Here is a 19,182-nt window from a genome sequence, read left to right as displayed (position 1 = left end):
CGCCGGCGCGCAGCGTCAGCCGTCCGTTTCCAAGCGGACGGCCTGCCGCCTCACTTCTTGGGAAGATACTGGTCCGGCATCGGCGAACCGGGGAACCATTTTTCATAGAGCGTCTTCCAGGTGCCGTCCTGCATCGCGTCGTGCAGGGCGCCGTTCAGGGCCGTGCGGAAGGCCTCATTGCCCTTCCTGATCACGAAGCCCGCCGGCGCGTCGAAGGACGGGATGTTGACGGCGACCTTCAGCGCGGGATAGCGCTCGCCATATTGCTTGGCCGCCTCGTAATCGAGGAAATGCGCGTCGATCGTGCCGTTGTTCAGCGCGGCGACGGCGGAATTGTTGTCGGGGAATTTCACCAGATCGGTCTCGGTGAAATTCTTCGCCGCATAGACTTCCTGCAGCGTTCCCTGCACGACGCCGAGACGCTTGCCCTTCAGCCCGTCCGCATCCTTGATCGCGGCATCCGACGTCAGCACCGAGAGGTAGCCGGCGAGATAACCGTCGGAAAAATCGACCGTCTTCTTGCGGGCTTCGGTGGTGCCGATCGCCGCAACGGCAACGTCGAAGCGTTCGTTGGCGACCGATGGCAGCAGCGCCGAGAACTCCTGGCCCGTGAACGTCACCTTGTCCTTGGGGAAGCCGATGCGCGAGACGACATTGAGAAAGAACTCGATATCGAAACCGGTGAACTGGCCGTCCGCCGTCGCGAACGTATAGGGCTTGGCGTCGCCCATCGTGCCGACGCTGATCGTCCCGGGCTCGATCAAATTGTAAGGGTTGTCGGCCGCAGCCGCAGACCCGGCTCCCATCGCCAGAAGACATGTCAGAAGGCCGGCCCGCAAGGGAGCGGCGATGGCCGCGAAAGATTCAAAAGGCTTCATGTTCGTTCTCCGCTCTGAAGGGATGCTCTTGTCGGCATTCGGTGCGTCCGGCGCTGTCGCCAGCGCGATAGAACCATGGACAGGATACCGGTCTCCTATATAAAGAGACCGGTCTCATGTCATATTTGATATCCGTCAATTGACCTGTCGTCAACGACTCTTGTAGTGCTGCCCCATGGAAGATTCCGCTGCTCCGAAACGTTCCGTCACGGTCGCCGATGTCGCAAGGGCCGCGAAGGTGTCGAAGGCGACGGCCGCCCGCGTGCTCGGCGGCTATGGCGTCGTCAGCGATGCGATCAAGGAGCAGGTGATGGCGGCGGCGGCCGCACTCGAATACCGCCCGAACGAACTCGCCCGGAGCATGAGCACCGGAAGATCCGGCATCATCGGGGTCGTGGTCGGCGATATCGAGAACGCCTTCTTCAGCCTCGCCGTGCGCGGCATCAGCGATGCGGCCCGGCTTGCAGGCTTCAACGTCATCATCGCCAACTCGGGCGAACAGCTCGATGCGGAAAAATCGGCCGTAGACCTGCTGATCGGCAAACGCGTCGACGGGTTGATCGTCACGCCCGCCCGCTGCGACAGCATTGAACATCTCCAGCATGTCCGCCGCGCCGGCGTGCCGCTCGTGCTGTTCGACCGCAGCATTCCGGAACTCGACGTCGACGCTGTGACCGGAGACGATCGCGATGCGGCGATCGCTGCGACCCGCCACCTCATAGGCCAGGGGCATCGCCGCCTCGCCTATGTCTCCGCCATGGAGGCCTTGGATGGCGGGCTCACCGATATCGCTCAGATCTCCAATTCCGCCGTGCGCGAACGCGTGGAAGGCTTCGTCAGCGTCCTGAGGGAAACGGCCCTGCCAAACCCGCTTCATTATGTCAGGCTCGGCGCCACTGACCAGCAGCAGACGGACGAGGTGATCAGACGCCTGCTCCAGGACGCGCCGCCGCCGATCGCGCTGCTGGCATCGGACAGCCTCGTCGGCCTGCGCATCTTCAAGTCGCTGCAATCGCTTGGGCTTTCGGTCCCGAACGACGTCTCGATGATTTCCTTCCTGGATGCCGACTGGGCCAGCGTCACGGTTCCGTCGATCACCGTCGTCGACCAGCGCGTCTACGAGATGGGCAAGCTCGCCGGCGAGCGCCTGGTCGCCCGGATCGAGCGAAAACCTCTCGCCGTCGAGCGTCTGCAGGTCGCGACGAGCCTGGTGATACGCAGCTCGGTCGCGACGATCGACCGGTGACGCTGCCGCCGAGCGATACTAGATCTAACCCACATAGCAGTAGGATTTCTCACCCAACCGGATGATTGTAATCACTGGTCCGGACTATAGTTTAGAGCAGGTTTGCGGCGGCTCTGCACGAAATAGTCGCCGATTGGGGCGCGATCTTCGCGGCGAACTCTTTTTAGAGATCATGCCCGAGCAAGCAGATGTGGCTGATGTGAAGGACCTTCATGGCTGGAGCAGCCTTGATCGCCCGACAGGCTCGATGTCATCGGATGATGTTAAAAAGGTAACGACATGCGCTCAACAATAGCAGTTGGCCTGGCCGCCTTGATCGCCGTCTACTTTCTCGGCGGCATGAGCGCGAGACATGAGATCTTTCCCTGGCCACAACTTTCCGCGCTGAAGAAAATGGTCGGCGGAGAGAAGGCGGCGGCTCCAAGCCGTTATACGTTCGACGACAAGGAACGCCTCATCGGCGATGAGACGAAAACCGCTGTGACCTGCCCGGCTCAAACGGATCGAACTGCCGTCTTGCTCATTCTTGGCCAATCGAACGCGGCCAACTACGGTGGACAACGGCACCGGTCGGACTATGGCGCTCGCGTTGTAAACGCCTTCGACAAACGGTGCTTCATCGCGGCGTCGCCGCTTCTTGGATCGACCAATACCAGGGGCGAGTACTGGACGCTTCTTGGGAACAAATTGATCGCATCGGGACGAAATGACAGCGTCATCCTCGCGCCTCTCGCATATTCCGGATCTGAGGTCGCACGATGGGCGGCAGGCGGCGATTTCAATCCTGTGCTGGTCGATACGATCAAACAGCTTCGGGATTCCGGCTATCGGATAACAAACGTCCTCTGGGTGCAAGGAGAGGCGGACCTCGTTATGGGCACCACTGCGGAGGCCTATCAGCAACGTTTCATGTCGATGGTCGACACGTTGCGGCAGAACGACGTCGAAGCACCCGTTTACATTTCGATCGCATCGAAATGCCTCGAACCGAGCAACGGCGGCTTCAAGGAGCATATTCCGGACAATGCGATAGTACGGGCGCAGCTGGCCCTGTCAAAAGGCGGCCACGGCATCCGGGAGGGGGTAAATTCCGACGCGTTACTCGATGGAGACGACCGCTACGACGATTGCCATTTCGGGGGCACGGCCGGGGAGAAAGTGTCGCAGGCCTGGCTGAACCTTCTGCGTAGCGACAGCCACCTGGAGACCTCGCGATAGTCTTGTCTCAATTTCGCGCCCTCGGGAGTTTCGACCAGGCTCAGCTCGCGCAGGAACATATCCCGCTCTAATCGTAGAGTTCGCCGTGGCCGATCTGTTCCTTTGCGGGCGTATCGCTGATGGCGGGATCATCGGCCGGATCGGGGTCTTTCTTGTTGGCGTCGTTCAGAAACCGCGCGGCCTCGACGAGCGCCAGCGAAATTTCCTCGGTTCCCCATCCGGCTTCATTCGCTTCTGCGATCAGCTGTCCCAAAGCATCGCGCGCTGCTGCGGCCGCCTCCTTGAAGCGCTGCGCGGGGGCTTCGGCTTTCGGCGCTGGAAAGGTCATAGGCGTTCCCTCCATGGATCTGACTGTCATGGATGAACGCGGCGCGCCGGAAATGGATGCACCGTGCCTGCCGATTTAATGTTCGGAAGATCGATCCCGACGCGTCAGATGACCGTCTGCAGCAGAAAGGGAGAGCGTTCCAGCGGCTGCTGGGCAAGAATCCTCAGCATCGCCGGGCCTTGTATACCCGATGTCTTGCACGAGCGGCCATCATGATAGACCACCGTCATCACCTGGCTGCGAATGTCGTAGCGAATCTGCGCGATCGTCCGGGTATGAACGGGAAAGATGAATTCGCTGGGCTGAGATTTCCGCCCTGATCTCTTCGTGCTCATCGCGATTGCCCCAACGAAACAATGACCGGCAAGAGGAGTGGTGCTATACCCCAGCAGCGCGTCCTTCTCGACCGTCGTCCCCATTAATCGATCAACTGCCGGAACGGCAGGTTCGGGCAATCGGCCAGATGGCCCCTCAGCCTGATCCGACAGTGCCTATGAAGCACATATTGTTGCTACGGTCGCGTGACATCAGCGTGACATGCAGATCGGGCATGAAAGCCCTTCCGAACCGGCCTCGTGAAACCCGGCCGGCGAAGGCGGCGACAGCCTTTAATGCAATGTGCTCCTCAGCCCGTGCGTCCAGACGGTTTCCGGTAAGCATTTAGCCGTCTGTGCCAGCGATCGGATGGCCTCGTCCGCAGCGTAGACCATATCCTTCAGCCGTTCGATCTCATAATCGAGTTCGTAGAGTTCGGCCTCATCGAGCTTTCCGCTCTGCAGCAGCAGCCTCGCCGTCTCGACCAGGCGTTCCGTGCGTCCAACGATATCAAGACCGCTTCGTATGATGATGTCCTGCATGGTTTTCCCCTCGCTTGGATGACGAAGCGTCGGGCATAATCGAGAGGCTGACAATCCCAAAATCTTATCAGATGCGCTCCCGAAGCGCGCCGTAAAGATCCCTCAACTCGTCCAGCGGCGAGGAGTAGCGCTGACGCGGCGCGAAAGCGCGGCGTCCCGCAAGGGCAAGCGCACCGGCGACGGCCGCGGCGAAGAGGACCGTCGAAACCGGATAGAGCTTCACCGTCGCTTCGGTCTGACGCACGGCTTTACCGGCACCCTCCTTGGCCGTGCGGGCGGCCTCCAGAACCTGCTGCTGGAGCGCGTCGATCTGTCTTCGCAGCGCGCTCAGCTCTTCGCGAGGGTCGTAATCCGGCTGCCTGGGAATGCCGACGGAGGCGGTGTTCGTATCGATAATGGCCTTCGGCACCGGCTCGCCGATCTTGGCTCCCTTGATGTCGAGGGTCGCGGTTTCAGTGCTGTTACGGCGCGGCATGATCGTTTCTCCTCTTATGCGGCGGGCGGACAAGGTTAGTCGTCGTCGAGCGAAAAGACCGGCCGGTAATGACGCTCGGCGATCAGCAAAGTCCGGTCGGGCCGGATGATGTAGATCTCCTCGACTTCCCGTCCCCATTGATCGGTGAAGTTATGCGGAAAGGAAGAACCCACCGGTGATTTCGTCAACTTCGTGCGCGGCTGGCCGTTATAGGTGATGCTGCCGGGAATGGGTTCGAGACCGGCCGAGGAATAGCTGCCTACACTGGCCGTACAGCCCGCCAGCGCAACAGCGAGGATCAATCCCATGCTCCGCTTCATCGAACCCTCCAACTGCTCCGGTGTCGCCAGCTTTTCGCCAATGTAACAAGCGGCGAGGGATATTTGTTCCGGAATCGAGCGGCGGCAAGCGAAAGCCCGGATGGACCGGAACAACCGGGCCGGCGGCCGAAAGCGTCGGCATTCAAGCGTGAAGATGATCCTGGCCCCGATCGTTCGCCGGGGCTAAAGCTCGTCGCTGCGACGCCTTACGGCGTGTTTTACCGCCAGCAAATGCCTGCGCCGCTCCAGCATATAGTCGGCATAGCCGACGCAGATATAGAGCATGGTCGGGCCGGCGAAGATGACGATGAGGGTCAGTGCAACGAGAATGAATGCGGTCGTCATGGTCTGTTTTCCATCATGTTGGTCATATCAAGCGGACGGACCTGAAGCCTCCGGCTGATCAGATTTTCTCCTTCGGTTTGTCGAGTCAAACAATCCAAAGGCGCGGAAGTTCCGCCTTGGGCGGCAAATCCGCAACAGTGGGAACGCCCCAGGCAAATCGCTCCTAAGATTTATCCAGATGCCGGCGCAGCTCGTTTTTCTGGATGAAATGATCCGTGTTGCCCGGCTCATGATCGGGATGGGATACTTCCACATCGAGATCGTCAGGAAGCGCCAGCGCCTGCTTGGCGTTGCCGAGCGGCACCCGTCCTTCCTCGGTTGCGACGGCGACTTCGACCAGTGGTTTCTTCGATTTCATTTCGGCGATCCTTACTCTTACCTATTCAGAATCCGCCGCCTCTCTATTCGTTCCCTCCCCGTTCGATTTTGCGGCCGTTCTTCCCGCATCGCCTGCGTCACGCGCGCGAGCAGCGGGCTCGATCTCAGATTTTCGAGCGAGACCGAGAGTTTCGGCTTCCAGTTGGGGTAGCTGTCGCTGGTGCCTGGAATATTGGTCGGCTTTTTCTCGTCGGTGAGATCGGCAAGCCGGACCGCTACGAGCAGCGACGGCGTTCTGGCGATGAAGCGATGGGCGCTGACTGTGAGTTGCCTCAGCGTCTCCTGGCTTGCCCTTGCGGTCAGGCGGACCGGCAGATTGAGGCCCGCCGCCTTGAGCGCCGCCTTCAGGTGTCTGCGCTCCCGTTTGCGGTTTTCGAGATGTTTTTCGGTGAGATCGGGCGGCACGATACCGTGCTGACACCGATCCCGAATGTCGGCGCTGCGCCACCAGCCGGCAAGCGTCTGGTGGTCATGCGTCGAAATGCAGGCCAGAGCGAGGGCGGGATAGGCGTCGGCCGGCTTGAGGCCCTTTTCGTCCTGCTCATAGGAAAGGATGCGGTAGGAAAGGATCTGCGCTGCTTCGAGATCGTCCGGCAGGTCTTCCGGGATCATTCCGAGCGCCTCGCCGATGACGAGGCAACGATGCTCGGCGGACGTCTCGGCGAGGATCTGCATGAGCTGATGCTGGGGATAGCGGACATAGGCGCCCTCCTCCGGCCGGCTGCCGAGCGGCACGAGGAAGAGGCGGCGAAGCGCCGGTGCGTGGTCGATGCGGATCGCGCCGGCATAGCGCATGGCAGCGCTCACCATGCGGCGGTAAGGCGACATATCTCCTGCGGTGATCTTGGAGGGCAGGAAGCCGGCTAAGTGCCAGTCCTGTCCATCGATGGCGAAGGGATCGGGAGGGCTGCCGATGGTGGCCTCGGAGATATAGACTTCGGGCTCGCTCCACGTCGCCGAACCGTCGACGGCCTCGCCCACGGCAAGATCGAGATAGAGCCCGAGCCGCAGGCCGGCCTTGCGCGCCCGCTCCGCCGCCTGCAGCAGCTGCCGATGGGCGAGCCATTGCAGCCACATGTGGAAACGGATGTCGTCGGCATGCTCGCGCTCGAACGCGGCGACGGTGGGACTGTCGACACGCTGGAACTCCACCGGCCATGCCTGCCAGCCGGCGCCCGCGCCGCGCTCGACCATGGAAAGCGACAGGCAGTCGAAAAGCGCGTGTCGCCGCAAGCTGTGCCCGCCCTGCGCCACGAAAGCGGCGAAATCATCGGGATTGTAGGTCTCGTCCATCTCCGCTTGCGCCTTCCAGACCGGCCAGAGGTCGCGCAGGGCTTGAAGCTTGAGGCGTGCGACGCCGGCATAGTCAACGAGAACGGTTCGGCGAAGCTCCTTCAATTGCCGTTCGAGTTCGGCATTGCCGGCGAATCCCGGCACCCGGTCGACGGCGATATAGAGCGGGTTCAGATGCTGGCGGTTCGAAGGTTCGTAAGGGCTGCAGCGCTCGGGATCGGCAAGGAGCGGCGCATGAAGCGGGTTGAGGCCGATGAAATCCGCGCCGAGCGACCCCGCAAGATCCGCCATCTCGCCAAGATCCTCGAAGTCTCCGATCCCCCAGTTGCGCACCGAACGAAGTTCGTAAAGCTGCAGGGCTATGCCCCAGATCCGCGTGCAGGCAAGAAACTCGGGCAGGAACGACACCGCGATCTTCCCATCCGCCGGCTCCGGCTGCGCCACGCTGGTCTCGGGACCGGCGGCAGAGGACAATTCGACGTTCAACGCCGAAAGTATCTTGCGCTTGACCGCATTGGAGATCGCCACCTCCCGATTGTCGGGGCTCGGCCTCGTCGGACTGATGCCGTGCCGGCGGGCGAGCTTGTCGAGGTCAGCGGATTTCATCACTTGCCTTCCTCTCAGCGCGCGGCCTCGCTGATGCTCCAGATCACCGTCCAGGGCGCAAGCTCGCCGTCATCGCTGCGGCCGAGGCGGAAGATCGTTTCGCCGTCCTCACGCTGGAGGCCGAGCCGCGCTGCCTCGTTACCGAGATTGGCGCGCAGATGAAGACGTTTGTCGCCGGCAAGCGTCCAGTCCACCGCGACGGCGGTTCCTTCCGCGCGGTAAACCGCATTTCCGGCGCCCGTTCCCTTCAGCAAGGGAATGATCCTTCGACGCCTGATGTCGAGAAGCGTCCGGTAGAAATCGAGAACCTCAGAGGAAGCGCATTTCGACCAATCCAGCTTGGCGGCCGAAAAGGTCGTGGGCGCCGTCGGGTCGCGAAGGTCTCCGGCATCGAAGCCCGGCAGGCGCGAAAGCTCCTCGCGGCGGCCCTTCCTGACCTTCTCGTTCAGTTCCTCGTCAAAATCGCAGAAAAATGGGAAAGGCTCCCGCGCACCCCATTCCTCGCCCATGAACAGCATCGGTATCTCGGGCGCCAACAGATAGATCGCGGTGACGGCCCTGACGGCATCGGCCGGGCTCGTGGCCATGACGCGGTCGCCGAGCGCGCGGTTGCCGATCTGGTCGTGGTTCTGGATGAAGGACACGAAGACCGTCGGCGGCAGGTGGCCGCTCGGCCTGCCACGGCTTCCCCCGCGATAGGGCATATGTTCGCCCTGGAACACGAAGCCTTCCGCCAGCGCCCGGCCGAGCCTGCCTGCGTCACCGGCGTAGTCGGCATAATAGCCGAAGGTCTCGCCGGTGGCGGCGATGTGCAGCACATGATGCATATCGTCGTTCCACTGGGCGGTGAAGAGCCGCGCCTCGCCCTTTTCGTCGCGCTTCAGGAGATCGCTGTCATTCTCCTCGTTTTCGACGATCAGGTGAATGTGCCGCCCGCCGGCAACGGCCCTGACGCGCGTGGCAAGCGCGTGGAGAAGATGCTCGTCGCTGTCGTCCCTGATGGCATGGACGGCATCGAAACGGAAACCGTCGAGCCTGAATTCGGTGAGCCAGTAGAGGGCATTCTCGATGATGAACTCGCGGATCATCTCCGATCCGTCGCCGTCGTAATTGATGCCGTGGCCCCAGGGCGTCTTGTGGTGATCGGTAAAAAGCGGCGCGTAGGAAGGGATGTAATTCCCATCAGGCCCGAAGTGATTGTAGACCACGTCGAGGAAAACGCTGATGCCACGCGCATGCGCCGCATCCACCAAAGCCATGAAATCCTCCGGCCGCCCGTAGCTGCTGTCGGGCGCATAGGGGAGCACGCCGTCATAACCCCAACTGTAACGGCCCGGAAAGTCGCTGACCGGCATGATCTGCAGAGCCGTGATACCAAGCTCGCGCAGATGGTCGAGACGTTCGATCGCGGCTTTGAACGTGCCCTCCGGCGTAAAGCAGCCGATATGCATCTCGTAAATAACCATCTCCTCCCACGGCCGGCCTGTCCAATCGCTCGTCTTCCAGCGATAGGCGGAAAGGTCGACAACCTCGCTCGGACCGTGCACGTCATGCGGCTGGAACCGCGAGGCGGGATCGGGAACTTCGAGACCGTCGGGCAGGATGAAACGGTAGCGCGTTCCCGCATGGGCGGCGGAAACGAGGCCGTGGTGCCATCCACCTTCTGCCGGCTGCATCGGCCGCAGACCGGCATTTTCGATTTTCAGCGACACGCTTTCATGCAGCGGCGCCCAGAGGCGAAACAGAATGCCCTCTTCGGTGAATGCCGGGCCGAACGTCATTTTGGTCAAGGGAAACCCTTCGATGAAATCGGGACGGGATTTGGGTAACTTTTCCAGGAGCAAAAAGTTTCGTCCGCGCGCGGATTGCTCTATCGGCCAGCTGTCGAGAGCAGTAGGATTCTATTCTGTCGCAGGGTTGTTGTATGCCTTTGAAAGAATAGGAGTGCATCGATGCATTCGACGCAAGAGACGAGCATTACAATGCCCTCGGAGATGGAACGCGAAAATGCCATCGAGCATTGGTTGCGGACGGAAGTTGCGGCCACTTACGATGCCTATAGCAAGGCCAAGCCACTCGATGAGACCTGGCAGCGCCTCGAAGCGCGCATGAACCAAATCGATCGTGAAAAGATCGACGAAGCGCCACAGTGAAGCAATGAGAGGTAGAAATGATCCATTTCCACCGGCACCAGATCAACCTCATCCCGATATTTCAAAGACGCCGGCCGTGTGTTTCGGCTCAAGCCGCCGCGACCTTGCCTGACAGCGCCTGATCCATGGCCGTCTGTAGCTGCTCCTGCGTGAAGGGCTTCGTCATTCTCAGCATCCGGCCGAGCGCATTGTCTTCGGAAAGCTCGGCATAACCCGAGGCGAGGATGACGGGCAGGCCGGGGAAAGCGGAGCGAAGGTGGCGCGCGAGCTCGGCGCCCGTCATGCCGGGCATGGCATGATCGGTGATGACGAGGTCGCAGCCCTGGCCGGCGGCGAGGAATTCCAGCGCCTGTGAAGCCGAAGAGGCTTCCCGCGGCAGGTGGCCGAGATCCTCCAGCATCGCCACGGTTCCGGTCCGGACCAGGGCGTCGTCATCGACGACGAGAATGGCAAGCGGCCTCGACACCGGTTTCAAGGGTTCGGCCGCCGGAGGCTCGGCGACCGGCTGTGTCCTGGCGAAGGCCTCGGCGACGGGCAGCCACAGGGAGACGGTCGTGCCCTTTCCCCGCATGCTCGATATCTGGATCGAACCGCCGGATTGGGCGGCCAGACCATGCACCATCGACAGGCCGAGACCGGTGCCCTTGCCGACCCCTTTGGTGGTGAAGAAGGGCTCGGCGGCGCGCGACACCGTCGCCTCGTCCATGCCTTCGCCATCGTCCGACACCGATATCCTGATGTAATTGCCGCCCGCAAGGCCGGGCAATGTCGGCTCTTCGGCCTCAGCCGCAGCAACGGTGACGGCGCCGCCGCTTTCCAGCGCATCCCGGGCATTGACGAAGAGATTGAGCAGCGCCAGTTCCAGCTGGTTGCTGTCGACCAGCAGCGGCGACAGATCCGCCGGGATGCTTTTGCGGATTTCGACGCGCGGCCCCACCGCCTTGGCAAGAAGATCCTCGACGTTTTCGAACAGCCGGAGGAAATCGACCGCCTGCGGTTTCAGCTCCTGGCGGCGGGCGAAGGCGAGCAGGCGCTGGGTCAGCGCCGTTCCGCGCTCGGCCGCCTGGATCGCGTTCGTCACCAGGCGTTCGCTGCGCTCGTCGGCCGGAAGCCGCTTCTTCAGGAGGCTCAGGCTGCCGAGAACCGCCATCAGGAGATTGTTGAAATCGTGCGCCACGCCGCCCGTGAGGTGGCCGATCGTGTCGAGCTTCTGCGCCTCGAAGAGCTGGGCCAGCGCCTCCTCGCGCTCGCGCGTCCTTTGGTCGATCCGGTGTTCCAGCTCCTCGTTGAGCTGGCGCAGTTGCGCTGCGGAGGTTTCGAGTTCGGCGGTGCGCTGGCGAACGCGGGCCTCCAGATCGGCATTCAGCCGTTCGAGCTCCCGCGTCTTCCTGTAGAGATCGGCAAAAACCCTGACCTTGGCCCTCAGCACCTCGGGCACGATCGGGACCGAGACATAGTCGACCGCTCCGACTGCATAACCGCGCAGCCGGTCGGGTTCGGCCAGCATGACGGCGGAGACGAAGATGATCGGCGTGTTCTGGTAGCGCGGATGCTGGCGGATCATGCCGACGAGTTCGAAACCGTCCTGCTCCGGCATGCAGACATCGACGAGGATCACGGCGATTTCGGTGCGCAACAGGTGCTCGAAGGCTTCGCGGGCCGATTGCGCCTTGATGAGGTTCTCCTCGAGTTCTTCGAGAATGACCTCATAGCTCAGGAGCTTGGCGGGCTGGTCGTCGACGAGGAGGATGTTGACGGGGTTCATGACCGGGTCCTCAGCGGTGCAGCCACATGCGCAGCGCCGACAATAGCTGCTCGGTGTTGACGGGCTTGGCCAGGTAATCCGATGCGCCCGCCTCCAGGCATTTCTCACGGTCGCCCTTCATCGCCTTGGCCGTCAGCGCCAGGATCGGCAGCCGCCGGAAGCGCGGCTCCGAGCGGATGACCTGCATCGTCTCGTAGCCATCCATGCCGGGCATCATGATGTCCATCAGCACGATCGCCACCGAGGGCTCGGTGTTGATGACGTCGATCGCCTCGCTGCCGGTCGTCGCCGTCAGCACCTTCATGCCCCGGCGCTCCAGCACGCTGCTCAACGCGAAGATGTTGCGGGCGTCGTCGTCGACGAGCAGCACGGTCTCGCCGACGAGATCCTCGTCGGAACTGTGCAGCTCCTGCAGCGTCGCCTGTTTTGCGGCCGGCAGGTCGGCGACGACGCGGTGCAGGAAGAGCGCCGTCTCGTCGAGCAGGCGCTCGGGCGACTCCACGCCCTTCACCACGACGCTGCGCGCCATGCTGTGCAGCGTGGCGTCCTCCTCTGGCGAAAGCTCGCGGCCGGTGAAGACGACCACCGGCACCTCGGCGATCCCGTCATCGTCGCGGATCTGCTCCAGCACGTCGAAACCGGACATGTCGGGCAGCGTCAGGTCGAGCACGACGCAATCGGCCGAGCCCTGCCGGAGAACGGCGAGAGCCTCCGACCCGGAGCCGACGCTTGTTATGTCGATGTCGTCGTGCCCGAGAAGGGCGGTGACGCTCATGCGCTCGGCTTCATTGTCTTCCACCAGCAGCAATTGCTTGCGGCGCGGCTCGGCATAGGCCTTCAGCCGCGATAGGGCCTTGCCGAGGCCTTCCGGCGTCGTCGGCTTGCTCATGAAGGCGAAGGCACCGCGGGTCAGCCCGTGCTGGCGATCCTCGTCGAGGCTGATGATCTGCACCGGAATGTGCCGCGTCTGCGAATTCTGCTTGAGCTGGCTCAACACCGTCCAGCCGAGCATGTCGGGCAGGAAAATATCGAGCGAAATCGCCGACGGCTTGTATTCCTGCGCCAGAACGAGCGCATCGCTGCCGCGCATCGCCACCAGCACCTTGAAACCGTTGTCGTGGGCGAGATCGACCAGAACGCGGGCGTAGTGCGCATCGTCCTCGACGATGAGCAGCACGGAGTCGCCGGTCTCGATCCGGTGGCGGTCGTCCTGGACATGTTCGGCGGGCTTTTCGGCCCGGCGCAGCGCGGCGGCTTCCGCGAATTCCACGACATTTGCCGGCGCCTGGGCGGGCTTCGGCGCGACCGCACCGGCGCCGACATAGGTGAGCGGCAGGTAGAGCACGAAGGTGCTGCCGACGCCGGGCGTGCTGCGCAGCTGGATCTCGCCGCCGAGCAGGTTCGCCAACTCGCGGCTGATCGCCAGGCCAAGTCCGGTGCCGCCATATTTGCGGCTGGTCGAAGCATCCGCCTGCTGGAACGCCTCGAAGATGATGCGCTGCTTCTCGGGCGGTATGCCGATGCCGGTATCGACCACCTCGAAGGCGATGACCGAAGGCGCGTGCCGCAGTGAAGGATGCTCCGGCGACCAGCCGCTCGTCACTGACGCGACGCGCAGCGTGACCCCGCCCTGCGCGGTGAACTTGAAGGCGTTCGACAGCAGGTTCTTGAGGATCTGCTGCAGGCGCTTCGAATCCGTGATGATGCTCTTCGTCACTTCGGCGCCGACCTCGACCGCGAAGGAGAGATTGCGGTTTTCCGCCTCGTGGCGGAAGGGCCGCGCCATGACTTCGAGCAGGTTGGTGACGAAGATCTCCTCGGCATCGACTGAGACGGTGCCGGACTCGATCTTCGAGAGGTCGAGGATGTCGCTGATGAGGTTGAGAAGATCGGTGCCCGCGCCGTGAATGGTCTTTGCGAACTCGACCTGCTTGCCCGAAAGATTGCCGTCAGGGTTTTCCCCGAGCTGCTGGCCGAGAATGAGGATCGAATTCAAAGGCGTGCGCAGCTCGTGCGACATGTTGGCGAGGAATTCGGATTTGTATTTCGATGTCAGCGCAAGCTCGGTCGCCTTTTCCTCCAGCGCGCGTCTTGCCTGCTCGATTTCCTGGTTCTTCGCCTCGACTTCGACGTTGCGCTCCTCCAGCTGCTGCGCCTTCTGGCCGAGCTGCTCGTTGGTCTGCTGCAACTCGCGCTGCTGCGTCTGCAGTTCGGCAGCGAGCTGCTGGGATTGCTTGAGCAGGCCTTCGGTCTGCATCGTCGCTTCGATCGAGTTGAGGACGATGCCGATCGAGGTCGTCAGCTGGTCGAGGAAGGAGAGCTGCAGCTCGGTGAATTCGCCGGCCGAGGCAAGCTCGATCACCGCCTTCACCTGGCCCTCGAAGTGAACGGGCAGCACGATCGCGCTTCGCGGCAGCGTCGTGAACACGCCGGAGCTGATCGGGACGACATTGTCGGGAAGATCGGTGACGAGGATGCGGCGGGCATCGCTGGCGCATTGGCCGACGAGGCCCTGGCCGAAATCGAGCCGCAGCGGGTGCGCCGCCTCGACGCCCTGCGCATAGACCGACAGCAGCGACAGGAACGGCTGCTCCTCGTCGGCATCCACCTGGTAAATGACGCCCTGATGCGCGCCGACCAGCGGCGCCAGCTCCGAGAGCATCAGCTTGCCGACCAGCGTCAGGTCGCGCTGGCCCTGCAGCATGTTGGTGAAGCGGGCCAGGTTGGTCTTCAGCCAGTCCTGCTCGGTGTTGCGCTCCGTCGTCAGGCGCAGGTTGTCGATCATCGTGTTGATGTTGTCCTTGAGCTCGGCCACTTCGCCGCGCGCATCGACCTTGATCGAGCGCGTCAGGTCGCCCTTGGTGACGGCCGTGGCAACCTCGGCGATGGCGCGCACCTGGGTGGTCAGATTAGCGGCCAGCAGGTTGACGTTGCCGGTCAAGTCTTTCCACGTTCCCGCGGTGCCGGGAACATTCGCCTGGCCGCCGAGACGGCCTTCGACGCCGACTTCGCGCGCCACCGTCGTCACCTGGTCGGCGAAGGTCGCGAGCGTATTGGTCATGTTGTTGATGGTTTCGGCAAGGGCGGCCACCTCGCCCTTGGAGGCTACGGTGAGGTTCTGCTTGAGGTCGCCGTTCGCGACCGCCGTCACCACCTTGACGATGCCGCGTACTTGCTCGGTCAAGTTGGCGGCCATGACGTTGACGGTGTCGGTCAGGTCCTTCCAGGTGCCGGCCACACCCGGCACCTGCGCCTGGCCGCCGAGCTTGCCTTCGGTGCCGACTTCGCGGGCCACGCGTGTGACTTCGCCGGCGAAAGCGTTGAGCTGGTCCACCATCGTATTGATGGTGTTCTTCAGTTCGAGAATTTCCCCCTTCACGTCGACGGTGATCTTGCGCGAGAGGTCGCCGCGCGCCACAGCCGTCGTCACTTCGGCGATGTTACGCACCTGGGTCGTGAGGTTGGCGGCGAGAAGGTTGACGTTGTCGGTCAGGTCCTTCCAGGTGCCGGCGACGCCGGGAACGACGGCCTGGCCGCCGAGGCGGCCATCGGTGCCGACTTCGCGGGCGACACGCGTCACTTCGCCGGCGAAGGAGCGAAGCTGGTCGACCATGGTATTCAGCGTGTCCTTCAGCAGCAGGATTTCGCCGCGCACGTCGACGGTGATCTTGCGCGAGAGGTCGCCATTGGCGATTGCGGTGGCCACTTCGGCGATGTTGCGCACCTGCGCCGTCAGGTTGCCGGCCATGGAATTGACGCTGTCGGTCAGGTCTTTCCAGGTGCCGGCCACGCCCGAGACCTGCGCCTGGCCGCCGAGTTTGCCTTCGGTGCCGACTTCGCGCGCCACACGCGTCACTTCGCCGGCGAAGGCGTTAAGCTGGTCCACCATCGTGTTGATGGTGTTCTTCAGTTCGAGGATTTCGCCCTTCACGTCGACGGTGATCTTGCGCGAGAGGTCGCCGCGCGCGACAGCGGTGGTGACTTCGGCGATGTTGCGCACCTGGCCTGTCAGGTTCGAGGCCATCGAGTTGACGTTTTCGGTCAAGTCCTTCCAGGTGCCGGCCACACCCGGCACCTGCGCCTGGCCGCCGAGCTTGCCTTCGGTGCCGACTTCGCGGGCGACGCGCGTCACTTCCGAGGCGAAGCGGTTGAGCTGGTCCACCATGGTGTTCAGCGTTTCCTTGAGCTCCAGGATTTCGCCCGAGACCGAAACGGTGATCTTCTTGGACAGGTCGCCATTGGCAATCGCCGTGGAGACTTCGGCGATATTGCGCACCTGCGCCGTCAGGTTGCCGGCCATGGAGTTGACGCTGTCGGTCAGGTCCTTCCAGGTGCCGGCGACACCGAGCACGTTCGCCTGGCCGCCGAGCCGGCCTTCGGTGCCGACCTCGCGCGCCACGCGCGTCACTTCGCCGGCAAAACCGTTCAACTGGTCGACCATCGTGTTGATGGTTTCTTTGAGTTCGAGGATTTCGCCCGACACGGGAACGGTGATCTTCTTGGAAAGGTCGCCCTGGGCGACGGCAGTCGCGACTTCGGCAATGTTGCGCACCTGGCCTGTGAGGTTGGAGGCCATGGAATTGACGCTGTCGGTCAGGTCCTTCCAGGTGCCGGCCACGCCGCGCACGTTGGCCTGCCCGCCGAGCCGGCCTTCCGTGCCGACTTCACGCGCCACGCGCGTCACCTCGGAGGCAAACGCATTCAACTGGTCCACCATCGTATTGATGGTTTCCTTCAGTTCGAGGATCTCGCCCTTCACGTCGACGGTGATCTTCTTCGACAGGTCGCCATTGGCGATCGCGGTGGAGACCTCGGCGATATTGCGCACCTGCGCCGTCAGGTTGCCGCCCATCGAGTTGACGTTCTCGGTCAGGTCCTTCCAGGTGCCGGCCACGCCGCGCACGTTCGCCTGCCCGCCGAGCCGGCCTTCCGTGCCGACTTCACGCGCCACACGCGTCACTTCCGAGGCGAAGGCGTTCAACTGGTCGACCATCGTGTTGATGGTCTCCTTCAGTTCGAGGATTTCGCCCGACACCGTCACCGTGATCTTCTTCGACAGGTCACCATTGGCGATCGCGGTCGAAACCTCCGCGATGTTGCGCACCTGCGCCGTCAGGTTAGAAGCCATGGAATTGACGTTGTCGGTCAGGTCCTTCCAGGTGCCGGCGACACCCGGCACCTGCGCCTGGCCGCCGAGCCGCCCTTCCGTGCCGACTTCGCGCGCCACGCGCGTGACTTCGCCGGCAAAGCCGTTCAACTGATCCACCATCGTATTGATGGTTTCCTTGAGTTCGAGGATTTCGCCCGAGACGTCGACGGTGATCTTGCGCGAGAGGTCGCCGCGCGCCACGGCCGTCGTTACCTGGGCGATGTTGCGCACCTGCGCCGTCAGGTTGCCGCACATGGCGTTGACGGAGTCGGTCAGGTCCTTCCAGGTGCCGGCGACGCCGGGCACCAGCGCCTGCCCGCCGAGCTTGCCTTCGGTGCCGACTTCGCGGGCGACACGCGTCACTTCGGAGGCGAAAGAGCGAAGCTGATCGACCATGGTGTTGATCGCTTCCTTCAACTGCAGGATTTCACCGCGCACGTCGACGGTGATCTTCTTGGAGAGGTCGCCGTTGGCGACCGCGATCGTCACCTCGGCGATGTTGCGCACCTGCGCCGTCAGGTTCGACGCCATCGAGTTGACGCTTTCGGTCAGGTCCTTCCAGACGCCCGTCACCTCGGGCACCTGCGCCTGCCCGCCGAGCTTGCCGTCGGTGCCGACTTCGCGGGCGACACGTGTCACTTCGGAGGTGAAGACGCTCAGCTGCTTGATCATCGTGTTGACGATATCGGCCGAGCGCAGGAATTCGCCCTTGAGCGCCCGCCCGTCGACATCAAGCGGCACGGTCTGCAGCAGATCGCCCTTGGCGACGGCGGTGATCGTGCGCGTGACGGCCGTCGTCGGCCAGAGGAGATCGTCGATCAGGCCGTTGATCGAGCCTTCCATTTCCGACCACGAACCGTCCGACAGGCCGAAGCGCACGCGCGTGCTCGTCCGCCCGTCGCGGCCGACGACCTGGCCGACATGTTCGAGCTGCTTGGCCATGCGCTGGTTGGCGGCGATGATGTCGTTCAGCGCATCGGCGACCTTGCCGGTAAGACCGGTCAGATCCGAACGCATCCGCACGGAAAAGTCGCCGCGCCTGACGGCGACCAGAACCTCCAGAAGCGCGCTGGCATCGTCGAACGCCATGCTTTTGTGGTCACGTCCGTTGAGGCTGTCTGGCGCAATGCTATCGGCCGAATATTCACTGGTCTGCTTGCTCACGAAATCCCCCCTGTTCGAACAAAGGTAATTAGTGCTCCGCTGGAAAAAGGGTATGGGTGTGCCGCAGGGTTGCAGAGATAGGCCTAACCCAACGTCAACGGCCAAACTTTGCCTGCGCGGGAACAGTTTCCCGCCGGCCGTCGTTTCCGTCCTGACAAGGAGAACGACATGTCGAACGTCTCAAGGACAGGGAAAGACGAAATCAACAATGCGACCAGCGCGACCACCTTCGGGCGCTCGGTCGAAAGCCAGGCGCAGATGCAGGATGCCGCCGCGGAGGCATCGCCCGAAGCCGGCGGCGAGATGCTCAACATCTACCGGCTGGAGCCGATCGCCAAATCAGACGATCCCAGATGGGGCAATGCCCCCAATCACGGCGCCGTCGTCGTCGCCGCCCGGACGCCCGGCGACGCCAGGATCGTCGCTGCGGCGCGCGAACTCGATTTCATGGAAGTCGATGCGGCGCCCGCCGAGGATGTGACGACGACCAATGCCAGCGCCTTTCGTGACGACAAACTCTACACCGTGATCGAGATCGATCGGAACAGACGTGATATAAAGCGCGGTATCCTCGACGGCACGGTCTCGGTCGACACGATCCGGCCGGTCGAGGCGGACTAGAAATCCTTTCGTCACCTGGGAGTTTTCATGAATACCGCCAATCTGCAGCTCAAAGGCCTGATCATGGCGATGGCCTCGATATGCGACGCGATCGTCGAAAAGGAATTGCTCACGCGCGGGGAACTCGATACCGCGCTCTCGAAGGCCAAAAGGGCGATCGAGCAGGATGACGACCATGAGCTCTCCGGCGCCAACCTCGCGGCGATCCTGTTTCCGATCCGCGTGCTGCAGCTTGCCGGCGAAGCCGGCAGCAAAGGCGAAGGGGCGACGTTTTCGGACTATGCCAAGCTTGTCGGTAGGCTTAGCTGACCGTGTTCGAAGGCTTTTCTTTCGACGCTGGCGAACATTGTTCCGGCGGCAATGTTCAGTGCCGTCGATTTTTGCAA

17 protein-coding genes are annotated in these 19,182 nt (G+C 62.7%); 5 read left to right on the top strand and 12 right to left on the bottom strand.

Translation table 11 applies throughout. The annotated features are described in order from the left end of the window. Window positions 1-50: 50 nt before the first annotated feature. Complete coding sequence (locus ATY78_RS20895) at window positions 51-878, bottom strand: ABC transporter substrate-binding protein (protein ID WP_088684206.1); 828 nt, start codon at window positions 876-878, stop codon at window positions 51-53. 175 nt (window positions 879-1,053) lie between these two features. Between ATY78_RS20895 and ATY78_RS20890 the strand changes: the two genes are divergently transcribed. Together ATY78_RS20890 and ATY78_RS20885 are read left to right on the top strand one after the other, a co-directional pair. Next, complete coding sequence (locus ATY78_RS20890; protein ID WP_088684205.1) at window positions 1,054-2,124, top strand: LacI family DNA-binding transcriptional regulator; 1,071 nt, start codon at window positions 1,054-1,056, stop codon at window positions 2,122-2,124. A 279-nt stretch (window positions 2,125-2,403) separates the two neighbouring features. Next, on the top strand, window positions 2,404-3,342 hold the full coding sequence (locus tag ATY78_RS20885) for a sialate O-acetylesterase (protein WP_088684204.1): 939 nt from the start codon (window positions 2,404-2,406) through the stop codon (window positions 3,340-3,342). A gap of 67 nt (window positions 3,343-3,409) precedes the next feature. Here the strand turns inward: ATY78_RS20885 and ATY78_RS20880 are convergent, their stop codons facing one another. The 9 genes from ATY78_RS20880 to treZ form a co-directional block, all read right to left on the bottom strand. Beyond that, the gene (locus ATY78_RS20880) at window positions 3,410-3,670 is read right to left on the bottom strand and encodes a hypothetical protein (protein ID WP_088684203.1); all 261 of its coding nucleotides are present in this window, start codon (window positions 3,668-3,670) and stop codon (window positions 3,410-3,412) included. Window positions 3,671-3,774: 104 nt separating this feature from the next. Continuing rightward, window positions 3,775-4,005: a hypothetical protein gene (locus ATY78_RS20875; RefSeq protein ID WP_088684291.1), complete on the bottom strand. Its 231-nt coding sequence runs from the start codon at window positions 4,003-4,005 to the stop codon at window positions 3,775-3,777. Between the two features lie 273 nt (window positions 4,006-4,278). Continuing rightward, on the bottom strand, window positions 4,279-4,527 hold the full coding sequence (locus ATY78_RS20870; RefSeq protein ID WP_088684202.1) for a hypothetical protein: 249 nt from the start codon (window positions 4,525-4,527) through the stop codon (window positions 4,279-4,281). Window positions 4,528-4,594: 67 nt separating this feature from the next. Next, complete coding sequence (locus ATY78_RS20865) at window positions 4,595-5,002, bottom strand: hypothetical protein (RefSeq protein ID WP_088684201.1); 408 nt, start codon at window positions 5,000-5,002, stop codon at window positions 4,595-4,597. Window positions 5,003-5,037: 35 nt separating this feature from the next. Then, complete coding sequence (locus ATY78_RS20860) at window positions 5,038-5,322, bottom strand: hypothetical protein (RefSeq protein WP_088684200.1); 285 nt, start codon at window positions 5,320-5,322, stop codon at window positions 5,038-5,040. Window positions 5,323-5,505: 183 nt separating this feature from the next. Further along, window positions 5,506-5,667 carry a hypothetical protein gene (locus ATY78_RS28620; RefSeq protein ID WP_190237498.1) on the bottom strand — a complete coding sequence of 54 codons (162 nt, stop codon included), beginning with the start codon at window positions 5,665-5,667 and terminating at the stop codon, window positions 5,506-5,508. Window positions 5,668-5,830: 163 nt separating this feature from the next. After that, entirely contained in the window at window positions 5,831-6,025 is a 195-nt protein-coding gene (locus ATY78_RS20855; protein ID WP_088684199.1) for a hypothetical protein, read from the bottom strand. A gap of 17 nt (window positions 6,026-6,042) precedes the next feature. Beyond that, entirely contained in the window at window positions 6,043-7,944 is a 1,902-nt protein-coding gene (gene malQ / locus ATY78_RS20850) for a 4-alpha-glucanotransferase (RefSeq protein ID WP_088684198.1), read from the bottom strand. 14 nt (window positions 7,945-7,958) lie between these two features. After that, on the bottom strand, window positions 7,959-9,734 hold the full coding sequence (gene treZ, locus ATY78_RS20845; RefSeq protein ID WP_088684290.1) for a malto-oligosyltrehalose trehalohydrolase: 1,776 nt from the start codon (window positions 9,732-9,734) through the stop codon (window positions 7,959-7,961). 162 nt (window positions 9,735-9,896) lie between these two features. On the opposite strand from treZ, the gene ATY78_RS20840 reads away from it, so the two are divergent. Further along, window positions 9,897-10,097, top strand: a complete 201-nt coding sequence (locus tag ATY78_RS20840; RefSeq protein WP_088684197.1) for a hypothetical protein — start codon at window positions 9,897-9,899, stop codon at window positions 10,095-10,097. A gap of 88 nt (window positions 10,098-10,185) precedes the next feature. Here ATY78_RS20840 and ATY78_RS20835 read toward each other — a convergent pair whose 3' ends face one another. Further along, window positions 10,186-11,862: a response regulator gene (locus ATY78_RS20835; RefSeq protein ID WP_088684196.1), complete on the bottom strand. Its 1,677-nt coding sequence runs from the start codon at window positions 11,860-11,862 to the stop codon at window positions 10,186-10,188. Window positions 11,863-11,872: 10 nt separating this feature from the next. Continuing rightward, window positions 11,873-18,175, bottom strand: a complete 6,303-nt coding sequence (locus tag ATY78_RS20830) for a HAMP domain-containing protein (protein ID WP_088684195.1) — start codon at window positions 18,173-18,175, stop codon at window positions 11,873-11,875. 168 nt (window positions 18,176-18,343) lie between these two features. Here ATY78_RS20830 and ATY78_RS20825 point away from each other — a divergent pair, with 168 nt between their 5' ends. Both ATY78_RS20825 and ATY78_RS20820 read left to right on the top strand, forming a co-directional pair. Beyond that, window positions 18,344-18,796, top strand: coding sequence for a hypothetical protein (locus ATY78_RS20825; RefSeq protein WP_088684194.1), 453 nt, complete (start codon window positions 18,344-18,346; stop codon window positions 18,794-18,796). Between the two features lie 27 nt (window positions 18,797-18,823). After that, window positions 18,824-19,105 (top strand): hypothetical protein, encoded by a 282-nt coding sequence (locus tag ATY78_RS20820; RefSeq protein WP_088684193.1) that lies wholly within the window; start codon window positions 18,824-18,826, stop codon window positions 19,103-19,105. Window positions 19,106-19,182 lie beyond the last annotated feature (77 nt).

It is taken from the genome of Rhizobium sp. R635 (assembly GCF_002211285.1).
Lineage (GTDB): Bacteria > Pseudomonadota > Alphaproteobacteria > Rhizobiales > Rhizobiaceae > Rhizobium.
The sequence above is the reverse complement of the archived record's forward strand: the minus strand, read 5'-3'. Positions and strand labels throughout refer to the sequence as shown.

What these genes read in the sequence shown, in the direction of transcription:
- ATY78_RS20895 (WP_088684206.1), bottom strand. Translation starts at nt 878, where the DNA reads ATGAAGCCTTTTGAATCTTTCGCGGCCATCGCCGCTCCCTTGCGGGCC.
- ATY78_RS20890 (WP_088684205.1), top strand. Translation starts at nt 1,054, where the DNA reads ATGGAAGATTCCGCTGCTCCGAAACGTTCCGTCACGGTCGCCGATGTC.
- ATY78_RS20885 (WP_088684204.1), top strand. Translation starts at nt 2,404, where the DNA reads ATGCGCTCAACAATAGCAGTTGGCCTGGCCGCCTTGATCGCCGTCTAC.
- ATY78_RS20880 (WP_088684203.1), bottom strand. Translation starts at nt 3,670, where the DNA reads ATGACCTTTCCAGCGCCGAAAGCCGAAGCCCCCGCGCAGCGCTTCAAG.
- ATY78_RS20875 (WP_088684291.1), bottom strand. Translation starts at nt 4,005, where the DNA reads ATGAGCACGAAGAGATCAGGGCGGAAATCTCAGCCCAGCGAATTCATC.
- ATY78_RS20870 (WP_088684202.1), bottom strand. Translation starts at nt 4,527, where the DNA reads ATGCAGGACATCATCATACGAAGCGGTCTTGATATCGTTGGACGCACG.
- ATY78_RS20865 (WP_088684201.1), bottom strand. Translation starts at nt 5,002, where the DNA reads ATGCCGCGCCGTAACAGCACTGAAACCGCGACCCTCGACATCAAGGGA.
- ATY78_RS20860 (WP_088684200.1), bottom strand. Translation starts at nt 5,322, where the DNA reads ATGAAGCGGAGCATGGGATTGATCCTCGCTGTTGCGCTGGCGGGCTGT.
- ATY78_RS28620 (WP_190237498.1), bottom strand. Translation starts at nt 5,667, where the DNA reads ATGACGACCGCATTCATTCTCGTTGCACTGACCCTCATCGTCATCTTC.
- ATY78_RS20855 (WP_088684199.1), bottom strand. Translation starts at nt 6,025, where the DNA reads ATGAAATCGAAGAAACCACTGGTCGAAGTCGCCGTCGCAACCGAGGAA.
- malQ (WP_088684198.1), bottom strand. Translation starts at nt 7,944, where the DNA reads ATGAAATCCGCTGACCTCGACAAGCTCGCCCGCCGGCACGGCATCAGT.
- ATY78_RS20840 (WP_088684197.1), top strand. Translation starts at nt 9,897, where the DNA reads ATGCATTCGACGCAAGAGACGAGCATTACAATGCCCTCGGAGATGGAA.
- ATY78_RS20835 (WP_088684196.1), bottom strand. Translation starts at nt 11,862, where the DNA reads ATGAACCCCGTCAACATCCTCCTCGTCGACGACCAGCCCGCCAAGCTC.
- ATY78_RS20825 (WP_088684194.1), top strand. Translation starts at nt 18,344, where the DNA reads ATGTCGAACGTCTCAAGGACAGGGAAAGACGAAATCAACAATGCGACC.
- ATY78_RS20820 (WP_088684193.1), top strand. Translation starts at nt 18,824, where the DNA reads ATGAATACCGCCAATCTGCAGCTCAAAGGCCTGATCATGGCGATGGCC.